Genomic DNA, 25,354 nt, shown 5'->3' with positions numbered 1-25,354 from the left:
AGGGTGGACAAGCTCATCGCGGGGATGTGACGGGCCACGCTGTCCGCCGCACCCGGGACCGCGGCGTGCACGGGCGTGCCGGAGGCGGGCCGCGGCGGGTTCGGCCGTTGCTTACTCCGCCCGTATGGCCGGTCGGATAGTGTGGCGCGAACCTGACGTCTGCTTGAGGGATAACTGATGCGTCGCCGCAGCCTGGCCGTACTGGCCGCCGTTCCCCTGTTGTTCGCCGCCGCCTGCGGCACTCAGCAGGCAGACACCGAGGCCTCCGCCGGCAGTGGTGTGAAGGTCACCGGTGAGATCGGCAAGAAGCCGACGGTGACCTTCCCCTCGGGGGCGCCCGCCAAGAAGTCCTCCGAGGAGACGATCAAGGACGGCTCCGGCACGGAGTTCAAGATGGGCGACAAGGTCCAGGTCAACCTCACCGGTTACACCTGGAACGGCAAGGACAACGCCTCGGTCGGCTCGACCTACGACACCGGCACCCCGCAGACCATCGAGATCGGCGAGCAGCTTCCGAAGGTGCTCAAGGACGTCTTCGTCGGCGCCAAGCCCGGCGGGCGCCACCTGGCCGTCATGGCCGAGGACAGCCTGTCCAAGGAGCAGATCGAGCAGGCCAAGCAGCAGGGGCAGACCGACCTGACCCAGGTGTTCGTGCTGGACATGATCGGCCTGGCGCCCACGCCGCCCAAGCCGGTGACCGTCGAGGGCAAGGCCGTCGACCCCGGCGTCAAGGGCGTCACGGTGAAGAACCCCGAGACCGGCAAGGCCCCGACCCTCACGACGAAGACCGGTGAGAAGGCTCCCAAGGAGCTGACCAGCAAGGTCGTCATCAAGGGCACGGGCCCGGTCGTGAAGTCCGGCCAGAACCTGATGGCCCACTACATCGGCAAGATCTGGGGCACCGACAAGAAGTTCGACAGCAGCTGGGACCGGGGCGAGCCGGCCACCTTCCCGATCGGCAACGGCAGCGTCATCAAGGGCTGGGACCAGACGCTGGTCGGCCTGCCCGTCGGCACCCGCGTGCTGCTGACGATCCCGCCGGACCTCGGTTACGGCGCCCAGGGCCGCGCTCCGGACATCAAGGGCACCGACACCCTGGTCTTCCTGGTGGACATCGTCGGCGCCTACTGAGCCGCCGCCTGCGGAACCCACCGGGACGAGCCCGGTCGCGCCCTCGGCGCGGCCGGGCTCGTCCGCGCTACTGACATCTCTCCCAATAGGGCGTTAAGGTGATCGCACCGCCGAGCCAGGGGAGTCGGATGCGTATACGGACCTTGTTCACCGCGCCCCCCGCCGCGATCGTCGCCGTGCCCGCCGCGCTCCTGCTCGCGGCGGCCGGCGGCTGCACCTCGGGCGAGGGAGAGGCGGCCCGGAGCGTGCGGGCCGAGAGCTCCTTCGGGGCCAAGCCGAAGATCACCTTCCCGGAGGGGGAGCCCCCGGCGGACCTGCAGGTCGGCGAGCAGATGACCGGCACCGGGAACGTGGTCGCGGCCGAGGACCTGGTCATCGCCCACTACACCGCGCACGTGTGGGACGGCCGGGACAACCGCCTGCTGGCCTCCAGCTTCAACCAGGGCGTCCCCGCCTCCTTCCAGCCGGGCCAGTCGATCACCGGCCTGAGCAGGGCGCTGAGCGGGCACCGGGTCGGCAGCCGCGTCGTGGCCGCCATCCCGCCCTCGGAGGGCTACGGTCCCAACCCGCCCGGCGGGATGACCGCCGACGACGCGCTGTTCTACGTGATCGACGTGCTCGGCGCCTTCCCGCCGGGCTCGGTCGCGACGGGCGCCGGAGGCCCCGGCGAGCTGGCCGGGGTCAAGGTCGCCGGCGGCCCGGGGGAGCGCCCGGCCCTCGCCCTCCCGGACGGCAAGCCCCCCTCGGGCCTGCAGAGCGAGGTCCTGGTCCGGGGCGCGGGCGCCGCGGTCAAGGCCGGCCAGCTCCTGGTCACCCAGTACGAGGGCTGGATCTGGGGGGCAGACGGGCCCTTCGAGTCCACCTGGGCGGCCGCGCGACCCAAGGCCCTGCGGCTCGGCGGCGGCGGTGTCATCAAGGGCTGGGACAAGGCGCTGACCGGCGTCCCGGTGGGCAGCCGCGTCGTCATGGTCGTCCCGCCGGACCTCGGCTACCCCAGGGGCCTGCCGCCCCTGATCAAGCCCTCCGACACCCTCGTCTTCGTCGTCGACGTCCTGGCCGCCTACTGAAGGCGCCTGCCGGGCGGTGGCCGGGCCTAGAATCCCGGCTGTGAGCAGCGATGACCTCGGCGCGGTGGCGGCACTCAACGATCCCGTACGGCGGGCGGTCTACGAATACGTGATCTCCCAGGGCCGCGAGGTCGGGCGCAACGAGGCGGCCGAGGCGGTGGGGGTGCAGCGCACGCTGGCCGCCTTCCACCTCGACAAGCTGGTCGAGGCCGGACTGCTGGAGCCGGACTTCAAGCGGCTGGGAGAGCGCACGGGACCGGGCAGCGGGCGGCCGGCGAAGGTCTACCGCCGGGCGCCGGGCGAGTGGCAGGTGAGCGTCCCGCCCCGCGACTACCGCACGCTCGCGCTGGTGCTGGCCGAGGTGGTGGACCTGCTCGGCGGCGACGAGCGGGCCGAGCAGGCCGCGCGCCGTACCGGCGCCAGGCTCGCCGCGCCGGGCGGGGAGCTCGGCGAGACCCTGCGGCGGCGCGGCTACGAGCCCTATCCGGAAGGTGGGGACCTGCGGCTGCGCAACTGCCCGTTCCACGTGCTGGCCGAGGAGCATCCGCTGCTGGTCTGCTCGATGAACCTGGCGCTGTGCCAGGGCCTGCTGGAGGGCATGGGCCGTGATCCGGACGCCGCCCGGCTGGATCCGCGCCCGGGGGAGTGCTGCGTCGCCTTCTCTAAAAATAATGAGAATTGACATAGAAGGCCCGGGGATGGTCTGCTGATGCCATGCATCTGGCACAGCTGAACGTCGCGCGCCTGCTCGCGCCCCTGGACTCGCCCGAGATCGCCGACTTCGTCAACCTGCTCGAACCCGTCAACAAGGTCTCCGACGCCGCTCCCGGCTTCGTGTGGCGGCTCAAGGGAGGGGAGGACCCCCGGGACACGGTCAAGCACGACTACGGCGACGACCTGGTGATCAACTTCTCGGTCTGGGAGTCGCGCGAGACGCTGTGGAACTTCGTCTACCGCAGCGCGCACCTGCCGGTGCTGCGGCGGCGCAAGGAATGGTTCCACCACATCGCGCAGCCGTACTCCGTGATGTGGTGGATCCCCGAGGGACACATCCCCTCGCTGGCCGAGGGGATGGAACGGCTGGAACTGCTGCGCGAGCACGGGCCCGGCCCGCGGGCCTTCACCTTCAAGGACTTCTACGAGCCCGGGGCCTCCTCGGGCACGGACCTCTACGAGACGGCGGCCTCCTCCTAGCGGCCTCCTCTGGCGGTCTCCTCTAGGAGAGCGCGGCCCCCTGCGGCAGCAGTCCGGCGGCCAGCCTGCCCGCGGCGGCCGAGGCCAGGAAATAGGCCAGGTCCTCCTCCAGCCCCCGGCCCATCGTCGACAGCCGCACCGGCGAGTTCTTCAGCGCCTCGTGCAGCCCGTCCACGGGCACGGGGACCAGCTCGTGCCGCTCGCCCAGCGGCCCGACCTGCTCGATCACCCGCCGGCCGAAGTCGCCCGGCAGCTCGGGCACCGCGACCCGGGCCGGGGCCAGGGCGACCCGGCCGTAGGCGGTCAGCGAGTGGTGGGAGACCCCGACGTGCCGCTCACGCCGGTCACCCTCGCTGACCCGCAGCGCCGCGACCGGCCGGCCGGAGAGCACCGCGGCGGCGTTGACCGCCTCGCCGGCCGAGACCCCGGAGAACCCCCACCGGGTGCCGCCGCCCAGGTTGCCCGGCCCCTGGGTGACGACCGCGACATCGGCCTCCAGGACGTGGCGGGCCGCCAGCAGCCCGGTGTGCGTCGTCACCGTCTCCACGTCGCCGCCGAACGCCTGGCCCGCCGTCACCACCCCGCACAGCCAGCCGGCCTCCCGCAACCGCGCGCACGACATGGAGAACCAGGCGGGCAGCGCCCCGCCGTCGAGCATCACGTAGGCGACGCGGGCGCCGGGGCGCGAGCCGTACAGGCCGCACAGGATCGCCGGGAGCGCCGAGTGCAGGTCGGCGACGACCACCGGCATGCCGTCGAGGGAGTCGGCCTCCGCCAGGATGTCGTGGTGGGGCGAGTCCTGCTCGTCGGCGCCGAACACGGTGGCCTGCAAGGGGGTGTAGCGTGCCTTCACCAGATGTCCGGGCCCTTGAGGATCTTCTGGCAATCGTTCGGGAATCGCCACCACCATGGCGTAACCTCCCGTACCGAGACCCATCGCGAGCGCGGTCGTGTTCAGCAGGACCGTGTCGCCGGGTTCCGGGCGTCCCACCAGGGCGGGATAGGCGAGCGCGCGCGCCTGACCCTCCTGGGTGACGACGTCGAGCTCCACCGCCCCCGGCCACTCGCGCCGGATCCGCACGACCTCGCCCCTGCGCCATCTGATCACGCGGGGAAGAGTAGCGTCATTTGAACAGGGAGGGAGGCCGGATGTCACGCCGGAAGACCGAGCGGTTGCTGAACCTCGTGATCTGCCTGCTCGCCACGCGGCGGCCGCTGAGCGCCGAGCACATCCGCCAGGCCGTTCCCGGCTACGACTCGGCCAACGACGAGGCCTTCCAGCGGATGTTCGAGCGCGACAAGAACGAGCTGCGGGAGATCGGCATCCCGATCGAGGTCCAGAAGGACCCGTGGGAGGACGACCCCGGCTACCGGATCGTCCGCCAGGCCTACGAGCTGCCGGAGATCACCCTGGAGGCCGACGAGGCGGCCGTGGTGGGCCTGGCCGCGCGGGTGTGGCAGCGGGCCAGCCTGGCCGAGGCGGCCAGCGGGGCGCTGCTGAAGCTGCGCGCCGGGGGAGTGGAGACCGACGAGACCGGCGGCATGCTCGGCGGCGCGCTGGAGCTGCGGGTCGACACCCAGGACCCGGCCTTCCCCGCGCTGTGGGAGGCGGTGCGCGACCGGCGCCCGGTCCGCTTCCCCTACCGCGTCGCGGCCGGTGAGAGCGTGCTGACCCGGACGGTCGAGCCGTGGGGCGTGGTCAGCCGCCGCGGCCGGTGGTACGTCGTGGGCCACGACCGCGACCGCGACGCGCCCCGGGCCTTCCGGCTCAGCCGCATCAGCGGGCCGGTCACCCCGGCCGGCCGCCCCGGCACCGTGGTCGTCCCCGAGGGCGTGAACGTCAAGGAGATGGTCGGCTATCCCGACGAGCGGCCCCTGAACAAGCGGGCGGCCGTGATCCGGGTCCGCGAGGGCACCTGCCAGGGGCTGCGCCAGGTGGCCAAGGCCGTACGGCCCGCGGACGAGGGCTGGGACGAGCTCGAGGTCGACTTCACCGACCCCGAGCGGCTGGCCGGCTGGGTCGCCGGGTTCGCCGCCGACGCCCTGGTGGTCGGGCCGCCGGACGCCCGCGACGCGGTGATCAGCCGCCTGAAGGGGGCCCTGGCGTGAGCGTGCCTGCGAGGGCCGTCCCGGCGGGCCGCGGGCCCGCGCACAGCGAACGAGGAGCGGTGAGATGAGCACGGCCGACCGGTTGCCCAGGCTCCTGGCCCTGGTGCCGTATCTGATGTCCCACCCCGGGGCGCAGGTGCCGGAGGTCGCCAAGATCTTCGGGCTGAGCGAGAAGCAGCTCATCGACGACCTGCAGCTGGTGTGGATGTGCGGGCTGCCCGGGCACACGCCCGGCGACCTCATCGACGTCTCCTGGGACGGCGGCGAGATCGTCATCGACAACGCCGACACGATCGCCAGGCCGCTGCGCCTGGGCGTGGACGAGGCCAGCGCGTTGCTGGTGGCGCTGCGGATGCTCGCGGAGATGCCGGAGTTCGGCGAGCGCGACGCGCTGTCGCGGGTCATCGCCAAGTTCGAGCAGGCCGCCGGGGAGGGCGCCGCCACGGTCAGCAGCCAGGTCGCGGTCGAGGTGGACGCCACCCCCGACGCGCTGCCGGTGGTCAACGAGGGGCTGCGGCGCGGCAGGCGGCTGTCGCTGCGCTACTACGTGCCGGGCCGTGACGAGATCACCCCGCGCGAGGTCGACCCGATGCGGCTGGTGGTGGTGGACGGGCGTTCCTATCTGTCGGGCTGGTGCTACCGGGCCGAGGCGGTGCGGCTGTTCCGGCTGGACCGGATGCTCTCGGTGGAGGTGCTCGACGTGCCCGCGGCGCCGCCGGAGGACGCGGTGCCCGACGAGGTGACGCCCGGGGTGTTCCGCCCCTCGCCGACCGACGAGCTGGTGGAGCTGGAGCTGACCCCGGCGGGCCGCTGGGTGGCCGAGTACTACCCGTGCGAGAGCGTCGAGGAACTCGGCGAGGGCCGCCTGCGGGTGGCGCTGCGCGCCCGCGACCAGGGCTGGCTGCTGCGGCTGGCGCTGCGCCTGGGCGACACCGGCCGGGTCGTCTCGCCCGCCTCTCTGGCCGGGACCGTGCGCGAGGCCGCCGCGGCGGCGCTGAACCGCTACGAGTCGGTGTCCTGAGAGGGGGCGTCCTGGGACGGGGCGGCCCGGGACGACGGGGCCGGGTACGGCGGCGCGGGCCGGTGGTCCCCGGCCTGTACGGCGACGACCTGTAGGCGACGACCCGTACGGCGATGCCGCCGGACGGCCGGAGGTCGATCCCGTGACGTCCCGATGCACGCTCGATGAACGGACGCGGACCAATCCGCTCTCGCGGGCGCAGGCCGGCGGGGGGGAGGGCCGGGCGGCGCCGCCGGATGCGGGACGATCCGATGCCGGAAGGGATGAGTCTGCGTCCCGGGCAGCGTACGATCGGCACTGAGACTGCACCTCGTCTGGTTAAGGATGTGTCATGGCTGGCCTGGGTACCACTGAGCTGATCATCATCGGGGTCATCCTGGTGCTGCTGTTCGGCGCGAAGAAGCTGCCGGAGGCCGCCCGCGGGATCGGCCGGTCGCTGCGCATCTTCAAGGCGGAGACCTCCAAGCTCCGCGACGACGACGAGGCGCCCGCCGCGACCACCACGGTCGTGCAGCCGCAGCCGCAGCAGACGCCCGTGCCCCCGCAGCAGATCGCCGCGCCCGCCCCGGCGCCGGTCGCCGACCCCTCGGCCGAGGAGCAGGCCCGCGCGCTCGAGGAGCAGGCCGCCAGGCTGCGCGCCCAGGCGAGTGCGAACAAGCAGCAGTAGGCTGTCCCCGCACCCCCTGATCACTTCACCCCTCGGACCGGGATTCACGAATGGCACTGCTGAAATGGCCCAAGCCGGGCCGTAACGGGTCCGTTTCGCCCGAGGACGCGGCCGAGGGGCGCATGCCGCTCATGGAGCACCTCCGTGAGCTGCGCAACCGGATCGTCATCGCCCTGCTGGGACTGGTGGCCGGCATCATCGTCGGCTTCGTCTTCTTCGATCCGATCTGGAACTTCATCACCGCGCCCTACTGCAGCCTGGACGCCTCCAAGGTCCTGCGGCCGGGCGAGTGCACCTTCGCCATCCGCGGCGTCTTCGAGGCCTTCCTGGTCAACCTGAAGGTCGCGGCGATGTTCGCCCTGGTGGTCTCCTCGCCGCTGTGGCTCTACCAGGTCTGGGCCTTCGTGACGCCCGGTCTCTACCGCAACGAGAAGCGCTACTCGATCGTCTTCCTCGCCATGGCGATCCCGCTGTTCCTGGCGGGCGCGGCGCTGGCCTACTTCATCATGGACAAGGGGCTGGCGATCCTGCTCGGCTTCGCGCCGGGCAACGCCGTACCGCTGCTGGAGATGGACGACTATCTCAGCTACGCGCTGGTCATGCTCGTCATCTTCGGCATCTCCTTCGAGATGCCCCTGCTGATGGTGTTCCTCAACGTCATCGGCGTCCTGCCGCACGCCACGGTGGCCAGGCACCGCCGCATGGTGATCTTCATCATGTTCCTGTTCGCGGCGATCGCCACGCCGAGCACCGACCCGTTCTCGATGCTGGCGCTCGCCCTGCCGATGGTGGTCCTGTTCGCCCTCGCCGAGGCGGTCATGTACCTCAGGGAGCGCAGGCGTCCCGCGGAGGACTTCTCCCACCTTTCCGATGACGAGGCGTCAGAACTCCCCGATGACGAATCTCCTCTCGATTTGAATACGACCGATCCAGATTCGGCCCGATAGGCGATAAGTTCCGGTTTGTGCCCGGAGAGATCGCCGTACTCGTCAATCCCGCCGCCCGGGGCGGCCGCTCGCGCGGTCTGCTCGCCCCCGTCCTGAACCGGCTCCGGCGGGAGGGGGCGGAGGTCTCGGTGATCCTCGGGGAATCCCCCCAGGACGCCTTGGAACGTGCCTGCATCGCCGTGGCCGAGAGGCCCGACGCGCTGGTGGCCTTCGGCGGGGACGGCATGGTCCACCTGGCCGTGCAGGCCACGGCCGGGACCGACGTGCCGCTGGGCATCATCCCCGTCGGGACGGGCAACGACATCGCCGACGCCCTCGGCCTGCCCCGCAAGGACACCCTCGCCGCCGCCGACGTCGTGCTCAGGCGGCGGATCCGCGAGGTCGACGCGGCCAGGGTTGGCGAGGACGAGTGGTTCGCCAGCGTGCTGTGCTGCGGTTTCGACTCCCGGGTCAACGAGCGGGCCAACCGGCTGTCGTGGCCCCCGGGCATGGCCAAGTACCTGGTCGCGATGGTGCAGGAGCTGCGCAGCTTCGCGCCGATCCCCTTCCGGATCGGCCTCGACGATGAGGTCGTCGAGTGCGAGGCGATGCTGGTCGCGGTCGGCAACACCCGCTCCTACGGCGCCGGGATGCGGGTCTGCCCGGGCGCCCTGCCGGACGACGGCCTGCTGGACGTGACGATCCTGGGCGCCTCGCCCAAGGCGCAGTTCCTGCGCGCCTTCCCCAGCGTCTACAAGGGCACCCACGTCGGCCATCCCGCCGTCACCCTCAGGCGGGCCCGCCGGGTGACGCTGGAGGCCCCCGAGGTGATCGCCTACGCCGACGGCGAGCGGATCGGCCCCACCCCCCTGGTCTGCGAGGTCGTCCCCGGTGCGCTGAAGGTGCTGAACTGAGGCCCGGCCCCGCCCGGACGGACCGGAATTGCGATATCGGTAGGCTGAAGGCATGACGACGCCTGCGGAACGCTACGCTGCCTTCCGTCAGAGCCAGGCCGAAAGCGGGCCGGCGCTGACCTCGTTCCGGGCTCTGTACGACTTCGAGCTGGACGAGTTCCAGCTCGACGCCTGCCGGGCGCTGGAGGCGGGCGACGCGGTCCTGGTGGCGGCCCCCACCGGGTCCGGCAAGACCGTCGTGGGAGAGTTCGCGGTCCACCTGGCGCTGGAGCAGGGCCGCAAGTGCTTCTACACCACCCCGATCAAGGCGCTGTCCAACCAGAAGTACAACGACCTCGTCAAGCGGTACGGCGCCGCCAAGGTCGGCCTGCTCACCGGCGACAACAGCGTCAACGGCGAGGCCCCGGTCGTCATCATGACGACCGAGGTGCTGCGCAACATGCTCTACGCCGGGTCGAACACCCTGGCCGGGCTCGGGTTCGTGGTCATGGACGAGGTGCACTACCTGGCCGACCGCTTCCGCGGCGCGGTCTGGGAAGAGGTGATCATCCACCTTCCCGAGTCGGTGCGCCTGGTGGCACTGTCGGCCACGGTCAGCAACGCCGAGGAGTTCGGCGAGTGGCTCGGCACGGTCCGCGGCGACACCTCGGTCATCGTCGACGAGCACCGCCCCGTCCCGCTCTGGCAGCACATGCTCGTCGGCCACCGGATCTACGACCTGTTCGTCACCGACGAGAACGGCGAGCGGCCGCTGGTCAACCCGAACCTGATGCGGCTGGCCCGCGACGAGGAGCGCCAGGCCTACGGCAGGGGCCGGCGCGGCTACTCCCGGCCGCGCAGGCCCGGCCCGCCCAACCGGGCCGAGGCCATCGAGCGGCTCGACGCCGACGGCCTGCTGCCCGCGATCACCTTCATCTTCTCCCGGGCCGGTTGCGACGCCGCCGTCATGCAGTGCCTGTACGCCGGCATCCGCCTCACCACCGACGCCGAGCGCCACGAGATCCGGCAGATCGTCGACGAGCGCACCGCGCACCTGCCCGACGAGGACCTGGCCGTGCTCGGCTACCTGGAGTGGCGCGACTGCCTGGAACGGGGACTGGCCGCCCACCACGCGGGCATGCTGCCCACCTTCAAGGAGGTCGTCGAGGAGCTGTTCACCCGCGGCCTGGTCAAGGCGGTCTTCGCCACCGAGACCCTCGCGCTGGGCATCAACATGCCCGCCCGCTCCGTGGTGATCGAGAAGCTCGACAAGTGGAACGGCGAGACCCACGCCGACCTCACCCCGGGGGAGTACACCCAGCTCACCGGCCGGGCCGGGCGGCGCGGCATCGACGTCGAGGGCCACGCGGTGGTGGTCTGGCAGCCGGGCATGGACCCGCTGCACGTCGCCGGTCTGGCCAGCACCCGCACCTACCCGCTGCGCTCCAGCTTCCGCCCCTCCTACAACATGGCCGTCAACCTCGTCGGCCAGGTCGGCCGCGAGCGGGCCAGGTCGCTGCTGGAGTCCTCCTTCGCGCAGTTCCAGGCCGACCGGGCCGTGGTCGGCATCGCCAAGCAGCTGCGCCGCCACGAGGAGGCGCTGGAGGGCTACCGCGAGGCGATGACCTGCCATCTGGGCGACTTCCCGGAGTACGCCGCGCTGCGCAGGGCGCTGTCGGACCGCGAGGCCGAGCTGTCGCGCCAGCGCGGCGCGGCGCGCAGGACCCAGGCGCTGCGCTCGCTGGAGGCGCTGCGGCCGGGCGACATCATCCGCGTGCCCGGCGGGCGCCGCGCCGGGCTGGCGATCGTGCTGGACCCGGGCCTGAACTCGCGCGGCGAGGGCCCCTCCCCGCTGGTGCTCACCATCGGCAAGCAGGTCAAGAAGCTGTCGGCGGCCGACTTCCCGGTCCCGGTGGAGCCGGTGGAGCGCCTGCGCATCCCGAAGAACTTCAACTCCCGCTCCCCGAAGGAACGGGCCAACCTCGTCTCCTCCATGCACGCCAAGATCGGCGACCGCGACTTCGGCAAGCCCGTGCGCGCCCGCGACCACGCCGTCGAGGACGAGGAGATCCTGCGCCTGCGCAGGGACATCCGCCAGCATCCCTGCCACGGCTGCGACGAGCGGGAGGACCACGCCCGCTGGGCCGAGCGCTACTACAAGCTGCTGCGCGAGACCGAGGGCCTGCGCCGCCGGGTCGCCGGCCGCTCGCACGTCATCGCCCGCACCTTCGACAAGGTCTGCGGGGTGCTCGACCAGCTGGGCTACCTCGAGGGCGAGACCGTCACCGCCGAGGGCCGCCGCCTGGCCCAGCTCTACACCGAGCTGGACCTGCTCACCGCCGAGTGCCTGCGCGCCGGGCTCTGGGACGGCCTCGACCCGGCCGAGCTGGCCGCGTGCGTGTCCGCGCTGGTCTTCGAGTCCCGCCAGGCCGACGAGGCCCGCCAGCCGCGCATCCCGGCGGGCGGCGCCCAGCAGGCGCTGGCGGCCATGGTCCGTCTGTGGGGCGATCTGGAGGCGATCGAGAGCGACCACGGCCTGTCGTTCATCAGGGAGCCCGACTTCGGCTTCGCCTGGGCCGCCTTCCGCTGGGCCAAGGGCCACAGCCTGGACGCCGTGCTCGGTGACGGGATCAACGGCTCGGAGCTGGCCGCGGGCGACTTCGTGCGCTGGATCAAGCAGCTGCTCGACCTGCTCGGCCAGATCTCCGACGCGGCCCCCCGCGACAGCGCGATCAGGCGGAACGCGGGCAAGGCGATGGACGCGCTGCGGCGCGGCGTGGTGGCCTACTCCTCCGTCGGCTGACCGGACCGGCCGGCCCGCCGCAGGTGTCCGGCCGGTCAATCATGTGTGACCGAGAGTGTGCGTAACGTAACCGTGAGGTCTGTTTCCCGGCGGGCCCGGCTGGAAATGCCATGTCACGACTGTTGACCGGTTACCGGCAAGATCGTCCCGCGGGGCCCACCCCTATCCTCCCCGCGAGGTCACCCGCCGGATACGTCCGTGAAAGGAGCGCACTCGTCGACGAGCCCTACTCCCGCAAGACGGGGCCGCTCCGGAGGCGTCCGGTCGCGGCCCCGCTCGCGTGAGGGGCCGGGCGTCTCCTCGCGCCGCCCGCGGCCGCCCGCGCCTCAGGCCAGGCTGAAGCGCACCTCCCGGGTGGCGGGGTCGGCGCGCGTCAGCCGTACCCGCACCGTGGCGCCCAGGGGAAGGCTCTCGCCGTCGCAGCGGGCCACCACCGGCGGGTCGGCGATCTGCACCTGGCCCCCCGGCCGGTCCTCGTCCACGTCGATCACCACCGCGTCGAACGTCTGGCCCACCCGCTCGCGCAGCACGGACGCCTCGATCAGGTCCACGCACGCCCGCTCGGCCGCGGCCGAGCGCCGTCCGGTGGCCGCCATGACGCCGGGCAGCTCGCCCATGATCCGCTGGATCTCGTCGGGGACCGGCTCTCCCGCCGCGATCGCCAGGCAGATCTCGGTGGCGTAGCGGTCGATCAGGCGGCGCAGCGGGGCGGTCACGTGCGCGTACGGCGCCGCCACCGCGGCGTGGAAGGCGTCGGAGGGCGGCGCGCCGTTGAACGCCACGTACTCGGCGCCCCGCAGCAGCACCGTCGACTCCTGCAGGAACGCGGCCTGCTCGGGGATCTTCGGGTCGAGGTCGTGCACGACGTCGCCGTAGGAGGCCTCCTCGGCCCACGGGACCCCCAGAGCCGAGGCGATCCGGCGGACCCGGGCCACCTCCTCGGCCGGGGCCGGCGGCAGCACCCGCAGCAGGCCGATCTCGGCGTCCAGCATCATCGAGGCGGCGGCCATGCCGGTCAGCAGCGAGATCTGCGCGTTCCACGCCTCGGCCTCCAGCGGCACGCGCACCACCACCTGGTAGCCGTCGCCGTCGGGCACCACCTCCCGCTCGGGGGTGGGCAGCGTGACGCCGTCCCTTCCCCGCTCCAGCGCCAGCCGCAGCCTGCCGATCTCGGCCAGCAGCCGCAGCGTGCCGTCGGCCGTGCCGGTGTCCACCGCCGCCTGCACGTAGTCGTAGTCGAGCCGCTCGCGGCTGCGCACCAGCGCCCGCATCACGTCGGCCCCCACCGTCCGGCCGTCGGCGTCCAGGTCCACGCACCACAGCGCGGCCGGCCGTACGGCGCCCGGCAGCAGGCTGGCCGCGCCCTCCGACAGGACCGGCGGGTGCAGCGGGATCCGCCCGTCGGGCAGGTAGACGGTCTCGCCCCGGGTGCGCGCCTCGCGGTCGATCGCGCTGTCGGGCCTGACGAACGCTCCGACGTCGGCGATGGCGTACCAGACGCGGTAGCCGCCGGGACGCTCCTCCAGGTGCAGCGCCTGGTCGAGGTCCATGGAACCGGGCGGGTCGATGGTGACGAAGGGCAGGTCGGTCCGGTCGATCTCGGGCAGCCGGGGCACCTCGGCGACCCACTCGGCCTCGTCGACGACGGCGCGGGGGAACTCGGCGGGCAGCTTCAGCTCCCGGCGGATCCGCTCCAGGCCCTCGTCGAGTCGCGGACGTGACTCCCCGGGCACCCTGATGCTCTCGTACGGCACGGCGCTCAACCTACCCGTCCCTCGTCATGCCGGTCTCATCGGACACTCCGGGCGTCCGCCGGCCAGCAGGCGGACGCCCGGACAATCACGCCTTCCCCGGCACGACGCGGTGAATCGCCGCGGCCCCCACCCGCCGCGGCGGTCACGCCAGCCGCAGACCGAGCTGCATCCGCGAACTGATGCCGAGCTTGGCGTAGATGTGCCCCAGGTGGTACTCGACGGTCTTGACGCTCAGCACCAGCTCACGCGCCACCTGACGGTTGGTGAGACCGCCGGCGGCCAGGCGGGCGACCGCGTACTCCTGCGGGGTGAGCCCCAGCGGCTCGGCCGGCGGCTCGCCCGGGACGCTCGCGCCGCAGGCGGCCAGCTCCTGCCGGCACCGGGCCAGGTACGGCGCGGCCCGCAGGTGCTCGAAGAGACCGCGCGCCGTCTGCAGGTGCTCGGCCGCCTGCCTGCGGGCGCCGCCGCGCCGGAGGAAGGCTCCGTACTGCAGGTGCAGCAGGGCCTCCTCCAGCGGCTGGTCGATCCGCTTGATCCGGATCACGCCCAGCTCGAAGGCGGCCTCGGCCTCCTCCCTCCTGCCCTCCTCGGCCGCCAGCAGCCCGCGCAGCCGGGCGGCCGAGGCCAGGGCGGAGGCGCGGTCCCGCCGTTCGGCCAGCTCCTCGTGCTCGTCCAGTACGGCGCCCGCCCCCGCGAGATCGCCGGTCCTGACGAGCCCCTCCACCAGGAGCTCGCGCCACCCCATCACCCCGGGCTCGTCCACGCCGTCGCGCCGCTCCGCCCCCCGCAGCGGCGCCAGGGCCCGCACCACTGCGGCGCAGTCCCCGCGCGCGTGCCGTACCACCGCCCGGGCCAGCGCCGCGTACGCCGTGTTGCTCGCGTCGCACAGATAGCGCGACCACGTCGCGGACGCCTCGGCGTGGGCCTCGGCCGCCTCCCAGTCGCCGCGCCCGGCCAGCGGGAGGACCGCCAGCGCGTGGGCCAGGCAGCGCATCCACCGCTGACCGGAGTCGGTCGCCAGCGAGACCGCCTGCTCCGAGTGGGCGATGGCGTCGTCCCAGCGCCCGCCGCGGTACTCGGCCTCGGCCAGGTAGGCGGTGGCCATCGGCCCCAGGTGCAGAAGGCCTGAGCGAGCCGAGGCGGCGCGGGTGAGATCGTGCCGCGCCCCGTCCAGGTCGTCGGTCCACAGGCGCAGGACCCCCCGGGCGACCAGGCCGTCCAGCAGTTCGGGGCGGGTGTGGGAGGCCTCCTCCTCCACCGCCGCCACCAGGGCCAGGCCCTCCTCGAAGCGACCGCAGATCCCGTGGGCCAGGGCCAGCGCGTCCCGCAGCCCCGCCGGGTCGCCCCGCGGGCTCAGCGCGATGGACCGCCGCGCCCAGCCGGCCGCCTCGGCGCCCCTGGCCCGCGCCAGGCACGACCACGCCAGCTGCTCGGCGGCCCGGCGCGCCAGCCGGCGGTCGCCCTCCCGCCAGACCTGCGTGAGCAGCCGGTCGGCCCGCTCCCGGCGGCCGGAGGCCAGAGCGATCCGGCCGAGGACGTACTGCCGCTGCGGGGTCGCCGTCATCGTCTCCAGCGTCTCGGTCATGCCCTCCGCCTGCGCGATGTCGCCTCCCAGCAGCTGGTACTCCGCCGCCCGCAGGATGCGCCGCTCGCCGGTCCGCCCGGCGGGGGTCAGCCGCCCCGCCTGGATGAGGTGGTCGGCGGCGGTGTTCCAGCGCCCGGCCCCGGCCTCGTCGGCGGCCAGGAGGGCCAGCTGCCTGGCCACCCGCTCGTCCGGCCCGACCGCCGCCGCGGCCCGGTGCCGCAGCGACTGGACGCGGTCGGATTCGAGGGCGGCGGCGCCGGCGTGCAGCCGGGAGCGCCGCGCGGCGCCCAGGCGCTGGTACACCGCGGCGCGCACCAGCGGGTGGCTGAACACGACCGTGTGCGCCGAGCCGTTGCCGTGCTCCTGGAGCAGCCCCATGCCGACGGCCTGCTCCAGCGCCGCCAGCGGCGAGTCGATCCCGGCCAGCGCCGCCGCGGTCGTCAGGGAGCCGGACACGCCCAGCACGCTGGCGGCCCGGACGAGGTCGCGGGTCGCCTCCGCGCACCGCTCCAGCGTCTCCTCCACGAGCAGGGCGTAGGAACGCGGCGCGGGAAGCGGGCGGTGCACGTCCTGCAGGTTCTGCGCGGCGACCTGCTCCAGCAACGCGAGGATGTGCAGCGGGTTGCCCTGGGCGTGCGCGCGCAGCCGCTCGGCGGCCGCCGCGGTGAGCGGCAGGCCCCCGTGCCGGTCGGCCAGGTCACGCACCTCGGCCGCGCTCAGCCCGCGCAGCCGCAGGCGCAGCGTCGTCTCGTCGCACAGCAGCCTGCGCAGCCCCTCCGGCAGCCGCAGGTCCCCGGCGTCCTGGACGACGACCACGGCCAGCACGCGGTCGGCGCGCAGGCGGCGCAGCGCGAAGGTGAGCGCGCCCAGGGACATGACGTCGGCCCAGTGGGCGTCGTCGACGACGACGACGACCGGCGGCCCGTCCTGCAGCAGGCCGATCCGGTCGAGCAGGGCCGACCCGGCGACCAGCGGTCCGGCGGTGCCGTACGGCTCTCCCTGGCCCTGTGCCATGAGCTGGTCGAGCACCCCGTACTCCAGGGGGACCTCCGCGGCCTCGCCGCTCGCGCGCAGCAGGCAGGTCTCCCCGGCCTCCGCCAGGAAGCGCCGGACGAACGACGTCTTACCGATCCCGGCGGGCCCGTCGACCAGGACGATCCGGGGACGGCCCTCACGGGCGTGGTCGAGCGCGGAACGAAGCTGAACGAGTTCCTGCCGGCGACCGACGAATGATGACATGGAACCTCTCCTCCCGATCCCCTGTCATTTAGGAGCGGGAAGAGAGGATCCTGATACACACCGGGTTCAGATGGTGATCCACTCGGTGGCCACCACGAGCGAGGGCAGCCGGCAGCGGAGGCTGAAGGCCCCGGTGGGCAGGTGCTCACCGCTGAAACGGCCCAGCGGGTCGGCGGTGAGGACCATCGGCCGGCGCCCGTGGATCTCGATGCGCGCCGGCTGGGGCGGGAGCAGCCGCCCGATGATGTGGCCGGTCCCGCCGGAGACGGAGATCTCCAGCTCGATGGTGACCGGGGGGCTGCGGAAGGTCAGCAGCCGCGCCCGGCCCGGCCCGCGCACCCCGGCCGTCCGTTCCAGCGAGTCGAAGGCCAGCTCCGCCAGCTCGGCCTCCAGGGTGTGCAGCGCGTAGGCGTCGATCGCGGACTGCAGGGCCCCGGCGGGGAGCGGGTCGAAGATCTCCGCGGCCCGCCGCAGCCGGTCCTCCAGCTCCCGGTTCTCCCACTCCTCGTCCTTCACCGCACACCCCGTTCGGCCAGCAGGACGCGCAGCTGCCGCAGGCAGCGCTGCCGGATGGGACCGATGCTCCCCACAGCCAGGCCGAGCGCCGCCGCCACCTCCAGATAGTTGGGCGCCGGCGAGGCCATCAGCAGGCGCAGCAGGCGCTGGCACCGCTCCCCGAGCTCGTGGAAGGCCTGCCAGAGCCGGTGCAGGCGCTCCCGGTCCAGGGCCGCCTCCTCCGACCCGATCACCGCCTCCTCGGGGGTCGGCTCATCGCTGAACCGGTCGAATACCTGGGGGTGGTCGCTCAGCGGGAGCGGGCGGGCCGCTTTGAGCACCTTGAGGCACTCGTGCCGGGTGGTGCTGGCCAGCCACGCGGCGACCTTGTCCGGCTCGCGGATGCGCCGCAGGTGCTGCGCCAGCCGGAACCAGGCCGTCTGGTACACCTCGATCCCGTCGGCCTCGTTGAGCCGGTGCGCCCGCACCACCGACCAGACCAGCGGGCTGAGCCCCTCCACCAGCGCCTTCCACGCCGCGGCGTCCCCCGCCACCGCGGCCCGGAAGAGAGCCCCCGCCGTCGCATGATCCACAGTTGATCCCCTTCGCACTCGGGAGCGGAGCGTCGCTTCCGCCGCACGCCGTCAGGGTGACGGGGTCTGCACCGGTGAACCCACCCAGCCCGGGGGCAGCAGCGCCGGGACGGAGCGGCCCCTGACCGAGGTCCGCCGGCTCTCGGGAAGGCTCTCCATGTCCGCTCTGGCCTTCTCGAGAAGCGCCTTGGCCGCCTCGCGCGGCGGCAGGGCGTCGTCCTCCCTCATCCGGTTGGCGATCATCGCCGCCACCAGCGGGGTGGCGAAGGAGGTTCCGCTCCACTCCGCCAGGCCCTCGGTGAACTCCACCCGGTTCTGGTTCCCGGCGGCGAAGGTCGTCTTCTCCGTCAGCTCGCCGACGTGCTCGGGGTACTGGCAGGTGCACAGGTAGGCCGAGTGGTAACGGCAGCGCGGGTAGGTGGAGTGCTGGTAGTCGTAGATCTCGGGCGGCGCCCCCGGCGCGCTGAAGGTGCTGACCAGGCGCTCGCCGGGCGCGTAGACGTTCACCCACGGCCCGTGGTTGGTGAAGCAGGCCCCCTGCATGCCGTCGGTCCGCAACGCGCCCACCGACACCACGACGTCGCGGTAGTCCTCCTGCGACGCGTGGGCGGCCGGCCAGAACAGCTCCTCGCTGCCGTTGTTGCCCGCCGCGGCCACGAGCAGCGTGTCCTGCGTCTTCAGCATGTTCATGAAGCGTTCGAGCCCGAGGAGGGTCTCGGCGCACGAGGCCGGTGTCCCGGCGGACAGGCTGATGATGTCGGGCCAGTCCTGCTCCACCGCCGCCACGAGCCTGTCGCCGAGTTTCTCCTCCGGGACGCTGCCCGCGTCGGACAACGAGTTGAGCACCTCCACCCGGACGTGCGGCGCCACGGCGGCGATCAGCCCGGCGATGAAGGTCCCGTGCCCGACGTACTCCCTGAGGATCTTCGTCTTCCCGTCCAGTTCGAACTCGGGGGCGTTTTTCTGCCCGTCGACGTTCTGCAGCTGAGGGTAGTTCCGGAAGCCGTCGACCAGCCCGGTGTCGATCACCAGGATCCTGATCGGGTCCTCCACCTGCTGCGGCTGCGCGATCGGCTGCGGATTGAGCGGTCCGGGCGAGGGGACGGGCTCGTCGCCGGGGCAGCAGTTCACCGTGATGGTGACCAGGTGGTTGCGGGTGGCCATCCGCCGGCGGCGCTCGCGCTCCATCGGGCGCACCGCGCTCAGGGCGTCCGTCACGTTGGGGTCGTTCCACGGGTCGCCGATCGCCGGGTCTCCGACCTGGATACGGCTCACGCCGCTCCGCTCGCCCGTCGAGGACCTCCTGACCCCCTCCCCCCTGGTGGGACCGAAGGCCTCCCGGACCACCACCATGACGTCCTCGGCGTCCTCGTTGCGGGTCAGGATGTGACCCTTCTCGTAGAGGTACTGCGGGGCGCCGCCGGGTCCGGCGGCGAGGGGGAAGCCCGTCGCCCGCTGGATCACCTCGAACTGCTCCTCGAACCTGTCCGGTACGGCAGGCCCGCTCGGTCCCAGCGGTCTGTCTGGCTCCATGTCACACGACCCTCGGTGGGGGATGGTTGTCACCTAACATGAGCCGGTCGGAGGCCGGCTGATACACCAATGCGCTCGTCCGTCCACCCGTACGGCACGGCGTGGACGCCCCGTCCATCCACGTCTAACATCGATCCGTGGCGACGGGAAGGTCACGAAACCCGCGCTCTTCAGGCGATTCCCTCGATCTGCTCCCGCTGCTGTTCGCCAGCCCGAAGCGGGCGCTGGAGCGCGCGCGGGACCTGCTGTCGGCGGGTCCGTCCGCCCACGACGCCTCCGTCGCCCACCAGGTGATCGGCCTGTGGCACCGCGACTTCGGCGACATGGCGGTCGCGATCGGCCACCTGCGGCGCGCCCGCGCCCTGGCCGCCCGCGCCGGGTCCCCCGACCGGGAGGCGGACGCGCTGGGGGCCCTGGGCGTGGCCCTGGTCCACGCCGGCCGCACCCGGCAGGGATTGAGCGCCCTGGAGCGGGCCGTCGCGCTGGGCGAGGGCCTGACCGGTGCCCGGATCCTGTTCCGCCGCGCCTACGCCCGATGGGTCCTGGGCGACCACCACGAGGTGCTCGCCGACCTGCGCCGGGCCCTCCCCGTCCTGCGGCGCGAGGGCGACACGATCTGGACGGCCCGCGCGCTCACCCTGCGCGGGACCGTCCACCTGGCGGTGGGGGCGGTGGAGCGGGCCGAGGCCGACCTGCTGGCCGCCGAGCTGCTGTGGTCGGGCACCGGCCAGGAGCACGACAAGGCCGACGCCGTGGAGAACCGCGGGCTGGCGGCCTTCCGCTCCGGTGACCTGCCCGCCGCGCTGGACCATTTCGGCGAGGCCGCCCGGCGCTACGAGCGGCTCGGCACCCCCATGATCATGCTGACCATCCGGCGGTGCGCGGTCCTGCTGTCGGCCGGGCTGGCGGGGGAGGCGCTGGAGGAGGCCGACGCCGCCGCGGAGTCGCTGCGCCGCCGGGGCGGGCACGCCACCCGGCGCGCCGAGCTCCTGCTGGTCGCCGCCTCGGCGGCGGTCGCGGCGGGCGACCCCGAGGCGGCGATCGTCCGGGCCACCGCCGCCGCCCGCCAGTTCTCCCGCCAGCGCCGCGGCTGGTGGCACGCCCACGCCCGGCTGACGCTCCTGCACGCCCGCCTGGCCACCGGCAGGGTCCACGGGCGCTCGGTGCGCGACGCCGCCGAGACGGCGGCCCGGCTGGCGGAGCTGCGCTCACCGGACGCGGTGCGGGCGGCCCTGCTCGCGGGCCGTACGGCGCTGGCCCTCGGGCGGCGCCGCGAGGCCGAGCGCCACCTCGCCGCCGCCGCGCGGGGCCGCAGCCGCGGTCCCGCGCTCGCCCGCGTGGACGGGTGGGTGGCCCAGGCGCTGCGGGCCGCGGCCGCGGGCCGTACCAGAGCCGTGCTGGAGGCCTGCCGGCGCGGACTCGACCTGCTGGACGAGCACCGGATGACGCTGGGCGCCTCGGAGCTGCGCACCCGGGCGACCGCGCAGGGGGCCGAGCTGGCGCTGCTGGCCCAGCGGGTCGTGCTCGGCCGCGGCGACGCCCGGCGGCTGCTGGTGTGGAGCGAGCGCTGGCGGGCCACCGCGCTGGCCGTCCCGCCCGCGCGCCCGCCGGAGGATCCCCTGCTGCTGCGGGACGTGACGGCCTTCCGCGCGGTCAGCGGCCGGGTGGAGGAGGCCCGGGCGCAGGGGACGCCGATCCCGTCGCTGGAGCGCGAGCAGCTCCGGCTGGAGCGGGAGATCCGCGCGCGCACCCTGCGGATGCGCGGCGAGGCGGGCACGCGCCCTGGCCCGGCCTCGGGCGCGGGTCCCGGCCTGGGTTCGGGCTCGGGCCCTGGCCTGGGTTCGGACCGGGACTCGGGCTCGGGCGCGGGCTTCGGCTCGGCTGCGGGCGAGTGGCCCTTCCGGGTGCCGGAGCTGCTGGAACGGCTCGGCGAGACCCTGCTGGCCGAGATCGTCACGATCGACGGCGAGGTGCACGTGCTGCTGTGCGGGCACGGGCGGGTGCGCAGGTTCCGGGCCGGGTCGCTGGCCGAGGCCGCCGTCGAGGCGGCCCACGCGCGGGCCGATCTGCGCCGCCTGGCCTACCGCGAGCCCGGGGACCGCCTGGCCCTGCTGGAGGCCGGAGGGCGGCGCCTGGAGGAGCTCCTGCTCGGCCCCGCCGTACGCCACCTGGACGGCGAGCGGGTCGTCGTCGTGCCGCCGGGGCGCCTGCACGGCGTGCCGTGGGCGCTGCTGCCGTCCCTGCGCGAGCGCGTGCTGAGCGTCTCGCCGTCGGCGAACGCCTGGTTGCGCGCCCGCCGGATCGAGCCGCCGCCCGAGGGCGTGGTGCTGGTCCGCGGTCCCGGGCTGGTGACCGGGGGAGCCGAGGTGCCGGGTCTGGCCGCCCTCTACGGGTCGGCGCGGGTGCTGGAGAACGGCGGGGCGGCGGTGCCGAAGGTCCTGGCGGCCATGGACGGCAGCCGGCTGGCCCACGTCGCCGCGCACGGCACCTTCCGCGCCGACAGCCCGATGTTCTCCTGCCTGCTCATGGACGACGGCCCGCTCACCGTGCACGACTTCGAGCGCCTGCGCCGCGCGCCGTACCGGATGGTGCTGTCCAGCTGTGACTCCGGCCGCCTGGAGCCCGTCGGGGCCGAGGAACTGCTCGGCCTGGCCGCGGCCCTGCTCCCGCTCGGTACGGCGGGCATCGTGGCGGGCATCGTCCCGGTCGACGACGAGGCCGTCGTGCCGCTGATGCTCGGCCTGCACCGGCGGCTGCGCGAGGGCAGCGACCTGGCCGAGGCGTTGCGCGACGCCCGCCGCGCGCTCCCCGGCGACCCGCTCCACCAGGCGACGGGCTGGTCCTTCTCCGCGATCGGCGCGGTCTGAACCGGTGCGGGCGGGCGGCGCGGTCCGAGCGGCCCACGCCGCCCGCCCGCACCGTACGGTCCCGGCGGTCGGTCTCCCTCAGTCCTCCCCGGTGCTTCTCAGTCCTTCCAGGACAGAGCCTGGGCCAGGCGCTTGAGCGGCCCGTCCAGGCCGTACTGCTCGCCCAGGGCCCGCAGGGTCAGCGGGTCGCGCGGCTCGGCGGGGAGGGTGAGGTCGAGCCGGGGGAGCGGCACGTCGCAGGCCACCCGGACCACGGCGGGGGCGACGGCCAGATAGTCGGCGGCTGCGGTGAGCTTGGAGCGCTGGCCCGCGGTCAGGCCGTCGCCGGCCTCCGCCGCCTCCAGCAGCGCCGCCAGTGAGCCGAACCGGCTGATCAGCGTCGCGGCGGTCTTCTCGCCGACCCCCGGGACGCCGGGGAGGCCGTCGCTGGGGTCGCCGCGCAGGACGGCGAAGTCGGCGTAGGAACGGCCGGGGATGCCGTACTTCCCGGCGATGACGGCCTCGTCGACGGGCTGGATGTTCTTGATTCCCCTTACTGTGTAAAGGACGCGGACCGGTCGCGCGTCATCCACCAGCTGGAACAGGTCGCGGTCACCGGTGACGATGTCCGCCCTCCCGGACGAGCCCGCGGTGAGGGTGCCGATGACGTCGTCGGCCTCGTAGCCGGCGGCCTCGACGCGGACGATGCCCGCCGCGTCGAGGACCCGCTCGATGACCGGCACCTGGGGGGCCAGGGTGTCGGGGGTCTCCTCCCCGCCGTCGGCCGCGACCCGGTGAGCCTTGTAGGACGGGATGGCCTCGACCCGGAAGGCGGGCCGCCAGTCGGCGTCCATGCAGGCGGCCAGCCGGTCGGGGGAGTGCTCCCTGACCAGGGTGGCGATCATGTCGACCAGGCCGCGGACCGCGTTGACCGGCATCCCGTCGGGAGCGGTCACCGACTCCGGCACCCCGTAGAAGGCGCGGTAGTAGAGCGAGGGCGTGTCGAGAATCATCAGTCCGGACATGGCCCTCATTGAACCAACCCGGACCGACATCCGCCGCCCGGTCCGCGAGTGGCCCAGGAGCGGCCCGGGAGTGGCCCGCACCGACATCCGCCGCCGGACCGGTTGCGGCCGGTGCCGGGTACGGCCGTCCGCCGGGCCGTACCCGGCTGTGTCGTCACCCGCCGGGCCGGTCGGCCGCGGGCCGGCGGTCAGCCGAGCACGTCGACGGCGAGCAGGCAGGTGTCGTCCTCGGGGGCGCGCCCGCCGGCCGCCTCCACCAGGCGGTCAAGACCGCCCTCCAGGTCGTCGCGGCGGATCCGGGCCGCCGCCTCCACGGCCAGCGCGAGACCCTCGTCGATGTCGCGGGCGCGCCGCTCGACCAGGCCGTCGGTGAACAGCAGCAGCAGGTCGCCCGCGCACAGGTGCACCGTGGCCCGTTCGTAGGCCAGGCCGGAGGCGGCGCCGAGCAGTACCCCGGCGGGCGGGTCGAGCTGGACGGCGGTCCCGTCGCGGACCAGGATCGGCGCGGGATGCCCGGCCTGGCCCCAGGTGAACGTCCGGGTGGCCGGGTCGAGGTGACCGACGACCGCGGTCGCCGTCGCCTCGGCCATGCGGTGCAGGACCAGCTCGTTGAGCCACGTCAGGAGCTGGTCGGGCGGGCGGCCGGTGACCGCCAGGCCGACCAGGGCGTGGCGGAGCTGGGCCATCCTGGCGATCGCGGGCAGGCCGTGCCCGGACACGTCGCCGACCGCCAGGACCGTCCGGCCGTCGGGCAGGGGACTGGCGTCGTACCAGTCGCCGCCGAGGCCGGCCAGCGTCCCGGCGGGCACGTAGCGCACCGTGACGCGGGCGTGCGGCAGGTCGACGGCGGTGCCGGGGCCGGGGAGGATCGCATCGCGCAGGGCGGCGTTGACATGGCTCTGCCCGGCCGCCTGGTCGATGATGTCCTGCAGCCACCGGGGGGAGCCCGGCGCGGGGTGCTCGGCGCGTGTCTGCAACGCGGTGAGCTGGATATTCTCGACGGCCATGCGGCCGTCCGGTTCGTCACGCGGCCGCCGCAGGATCAGGGCGGCGGCCGGTGGGGCCGGATCGGTCACGAGGTCGTTTCGTGGGAGGAGGGGTGGCTGTGGGCCGCCCACTACGCCGACCATGGAGCTCGCTCTCAGGATTCGGGTTCGGGCTTTCGGCAGACGCCCGTTCGACGAAACGTGAGCGTCATTGCACGGAGTGTAGTGACGTCGTCGCTCCGACGACAACATTTCCCGCTCCCACCTCCCGCGCCGGGCCCGGCGCGCCGGTGATCCCCGCCGGATCGGAGGACTAGATTGGTGCCGTGACAAAGGAGTCCCCTGATCTCTATCCCGTCGCCCGCCTGGCCGCAGCCCAGGAGGCGACCGCCGCGGCCGGCCTCGACGCCCTGCTGCTGACCCCCGGCCCCGACCTGCGCTACGTGACCGGATACGAGGCGTTGCCGCTGGAGCGGCTCACCTGCCTCGTGCTGCCCGCCCGGGGCGAGGCCTTCCTGATGGTGCCGCGGCTGGAGCTGGCCGCGGCCGAGCACTCCCCGGCCTCGCGGCTCGGCATCGAGTTCGTCAGCTGGGAGGAGACGGACGATCCCTACGCGGCGGTCGCCGCCCGGCTGGGCGCGGTGGGCAAGGTCGGGCTGGCCGACCGGATGTGGGCGATGCAGTCGCTGCGCTTCCGCGACGCGCTGCCCGGTGCCGAGCAGGTGCTCGCCGGGACCGTCCTGCGCGGGCTGCGCATGCGCAAGAGCCCGGCCGAGGTCGCCGCGCTGCGTGAGGCGGGCGCCGCGATCGACGCCGTCCACGCGCAGGTGCCCGGCTTCCTGAAGGCGGGCCGGACCGAGCGCGAGGTCGGCAGGGACATCGCCGAGGCCATCCTCGCCGCGGGGCACGCGACCGTCGACTTCGTCATCGTCGGCTCCGGCCCCAACGGCGCCAGCCCGCACCACGAGCTGTCGGACCGGGTCATCCAGGCCGGTGAGCCGATCGTGGTCGACATCGGCGGCCAGATGCCCAGCGGCTACTGCTCCGACTCCACGCGGGTCTACTCGATCGGCGAGCCCCCGGCGGGCTTCACGAAGTACTACGAGGTGCTCCGGCGCGCCCAGGAGGCGGCCTGCGCCGCCGTACGGCCCGGCGTGCCGTGCGAGGAGATCGACGCCGCCGCCCGCGAGGTGATCGCGGCCGAGGGCTACGGCGACTACTTCATCCACCGCACCGGCCACGGCATCGGCCTGGAGACCCACGAGGAGCCCTACATCGTGGCGGGCAACACCGAGCCGATGGCCCCCGGCTTCGCCTTCTCCGTCGAGCCCGGCATCTACATGCCCGGCGCGCACGGCGCCCGCATCGAGGACATCCTCGTGTGCACCGAGGACGGCGGCGAGCGGGTCAACCACCGGCCACGCGATCTCGTCGTCGTTTAGGCGCCCGCGCCCGCGCCCGTCACGATCACGCCCGCCCCGGTCGGC

At 73.7% G+C, this 25,354-nt stretch carries 20 protein-coding genes; 12 read left to right on the top strand and 8 right to left on the bottom strand.

Going from position 1 to position 25,354, the window contains the following annotated elements; translation table 11 throughout:
* Positions 1-177: 177 nt before the first annotated feature.
* The 4 genes from Pta02_RS17665 to Pta02_RS17650 all read left to right on the top strand — a co-directional run bounded on the left by Pta02_RS17665 (position 178) and on the right by Pta02_RS17650 (position 3,392).
* Positions 178-1,131 carry an FKBP-type peptidyl-prolyl cis-trans isomerase gene (locus Pta02_RS17665; RefSeq protein WP_203875933.1) on the top strand — a complete coding sequence of 318 codons (954 nt, stop codon included), beginning with the start codon at positions 178-180 and terminating at the stop codon, positions 1,129-1,131.
* Between the two features lie 128 nt (positions 1,132-1,259).
* Positions 1,260-2,198, top strand: a complete 939-nt coding sequence (locus Pta02_RS17660) for an FKBP-type peptidyl-prolyl cis-trans isomerase (protein ID WP_203875932.1) — start codon at positions 1,260-1,262, stop codon at positions 2,196-2,198.
* Positions 2,199-2,238: 40 nt separating this feature from the next.
* Positions 2,239-2,880 (top strand): helix-turn-helix transcriptional regulator, encoded by a 642-nt coding sequence (locus tag Pta02_RS17655; protein WP_203875931.1) that lies wholly within the window; start codon positions 2,239-2,241, stop codon positions 2,878-2,880.
* Between the two features lie 32 nt (positions 2,881-2,912).
* Positions 2,913-3,392 carry a DUF3291 domain-containing protein gene (locus Pta02_RS17650; protein WP_203875930.1) on the top strand — a complete coding sequence of 160 codons (480 nt, stop codon included), beginning with the start codon at positions 2,913-2,915 and terminating at the stop codon, positions 3,390-3,392.
* Positions 3,393-3,414: 22 nt separating this feature from the next.
* Here Pta02_RS17650 and Pta02_RS17645 read toward each other — a convergent pair whose 3' ends face one another.
* The gene (locus Pta02_RS17645; RefSeq protein WP_203875929.1) at positions 3,415-4,500 is read right to left on the bottom strand and encodes a DUF3866 family protein; all 1,086 of its coding nucleotides are present in this window, start codon (positions 4,498-4,500) and stop codon (positions 3,415-3,417) included.
* 41 nt (positions 4,501-4,541) lie between these two features.
* Here Pta02_RS17645 and Pta02_RS17640 point away from each other — a divergent pair, with 41 nt between their 5' ends.
* The 6 genes from Pta02_RS17640 (at position 4,542) to Pta02_RS17615 (ending at position 11,811) form a co-directional block, all read left to right on the top strand.
* Entirely contained in the window at positions 4,542-5,501 is a 960-nt protein-coding gene (locus tag Pta02_RS17640) for a helix-turn-helix transcriptional regulator (RefSeq protein ID WP_203875928.1), read from the top strand.
* A 64-nt stretch (positions 5,502-5,565) separates the two neighbouring features.
* Positions 5,566-6,522, top strand: coding sequence for a helix-turn-helix transcriptional regulator (locus Pta02_RS17635; protein WP_203875927.1), 957 nt, complete (start codon positions 5,566-5,568; stop codon positions 6,520-6,522).
* A 331-nt stretch (positions 6,523-6,853) separates the two neighbouring features.
* Positions 6,854-7,189 (top strand): Sec-independent protein translocase subunit TatA, encoded by a 336-nt coding sequence (gene tatA / locus Pta02_RS17630; RefSeq protein WP_203875926.1) that lies wholly within the window; start codon positions 6,854-6,856, stop codon positions 7,187-7,189.
* Positions 7,190-7,239: 50 nt separating this feature from the next.
* A complete protein-coding gene (tatC, locus tag Pta02_RS17625; protein ID WP_203875925.1) occupies positions 7,240-8,136 on the top strand; it encodes a twin-arginine translocase subunit TatC in 897 nt (298 codons plus the stop codon).
* Between the two features lie 17 nt (positions 8,137-8,153).
* Positions 8,154-9,029, top strand: a complete 876-nt coding sequence (locus Pta02_RS17620) for a YegS/Rv2252/BmrU family lipid kinase (protein WP_203875924.1) — start codon at positions 8,154-8,156, stop codon at positions 9,027-9,029.
* A 52-nt stretch (positions 9,030-9,081) separates the two neighbouring features.
* Positions 9,082-11,811, top strand: a complete 2,730-nt coding sequence (locus tag Pta02_RS17615) for a DEAD/DEAH box helicase (RefSeq protein WP_203875923.1) — start codon at positions 9,082-9,084, stop codon at positions 11,809-11,811.
* A 326-nt stretch (positions 11,812-12,137) separates the two neighbouring features.
* On the opposite strand, the gene Pta02_RS17610 is transcribed toward Pta02_RS17615, so the two are convergent.
* From Pta02_RS17610 to Pta02_RS17590, 5 genes are all read right to left on the bottom strand, one after another.
* The gene (locus Pta02_RS17610) at positions 12,138-13,565 is read right to left on the bottom strand and encodes an RNB domain-containing ribonuclease (protein WP_239130812.1); all 1,428 of its coding nucleotides are present in this window, start codon (positions 13,563-13,565) and stop codon (positions 12,138-12,140) included.
* 142 nt (positions 13,566-13,707) lie between these two features.
* Complete coding sequence (locus tag Pta02_RS17605; protein WP_203875921.1) at positions 13,708-16,389, bottom strand: helix-turn-helix transcriptional regulator; 2,682 nt, start codon at positions 16,387-16,389, stop codon at positions 13,708-13,710.
* Between the two features lie 66 nt (positions 16,390-16,455).
* The gene (locus Pta02_RS17600; protein ID WP_203875920.1) at positions 16,456-16,905 is read right to left on the bottom strand and encodes a hypothetical protein; all 450 of its coding nucleotides are present in this window, start codon (positions 16,903-16,905) and stop codon (positions 16,456-16,458) included.
* Positions 16,902-17,477 (bottom strand): sigma-70 family RNA polymerase sigma factor, encoded by a 576-nt coding sequence (locus Pta02_RS17595; protein WP_203875919.1) that lies wholly within the window; start codon positions 17,475-17,477, stop codon positions 16,902-16,904. The genes Pta02_RS17600 and Pta02_RS17595 overlap by 4 nt, the downstream gene beginning before the upstream one ends.
* A 51-nt stretch (positions 17,478-17,528) precedes the next feature.
* Positions 17,529-19,010: a S8 family peptidase gene (locus Pta02_RS17590; protein WP_203875918.1), complete on the bottom strand. Its 1,482-nt coding sequence runs from the start codon at positions 19,008-19,010 to the stop codon at positions 17,529-17,531.
* Between the two features lie 137 nt (positions 19,011-19,147).
* Between Pta02_RS17590 and Pta02_RS17585 the strand changes: the two genes are divergently transcribed.
* Positions 19,148-21,877, top strand: coding sequence for a CHAT domain-containing protein (locus Pta02_RS17585; RefSeq protein WP_203875917.1), 2,730 nt, complete (start codon positions 19,148-19,150; stop codon positions 21,875-21,877).
* Positions 21,878-21,975: 98 nt separating this feature from the next.
* Here Pta02_RS17585 and Pta02_RS17580 read toward each other — a convergent pair whose 3' ends face one another.
* Together Pta02_RS17580 and Pta02_RS17575 are read right to left on the bottom strand one after the other, a co-directional pair.
* Positions 21,976-22,881, bottom strand: coding sequence for a 5'-3' exonuclease (locus tag Pta02_RS17580; RefSeq protein WP_203875916.1), 906 nt, complete (start codon positions 22,879-22,881; stop codon positions 21,976-21,978).
* Between the two features lie 188 nt (positions 22,882-23,069).
* Positions 23,070-23,957: a PP2C family protein-serine/threonine phosphatase gene (locus Pta02_RS17575; RefSeq protein WP_239130810.1), complete on the bottom strand. Its 888-nt coding sequence runs from the start codon at positions 23,955-23,957 to the stop codon at positions 23,070-23,072.
* A 236-nt stretch (positions 23,958-24,193) separates the two neighbouring features.
* Between Pta02_RS17575 and Pta02_RS17570 the strand changes: the two genes are divergently transcribed.
* Positions 24,194-25,309 carry a M24 family metallopeptidase gene (locus Pta02_RS17570; RefSeq protein WP_203875914.1) on the top strand — a complete coding sequence of 372 codons (1,116 nt, stop codon included), beginning with the start codon at positions 24,194-24,196 and terminating at the stop codon, positions 25,307-25,309.
* The last annotated feature ends 45 nt before the right edge of the window (positions 25,310-25,354 follow it).

Origin of the sequence: Paraplanobispora takensis, assembly GCF_016863195.1 — a bacterium.
GTDB lineage: Bacteria > Actinomycetota > Actinomycetes > Streptosporangiales > Streptosporangiaceae > Planobispora > Planobispora takensis.
Note: the sequence above shows the minus strand (reverse complement) of the source record. Positions and strands in the feature narration are given on the sequence as shown.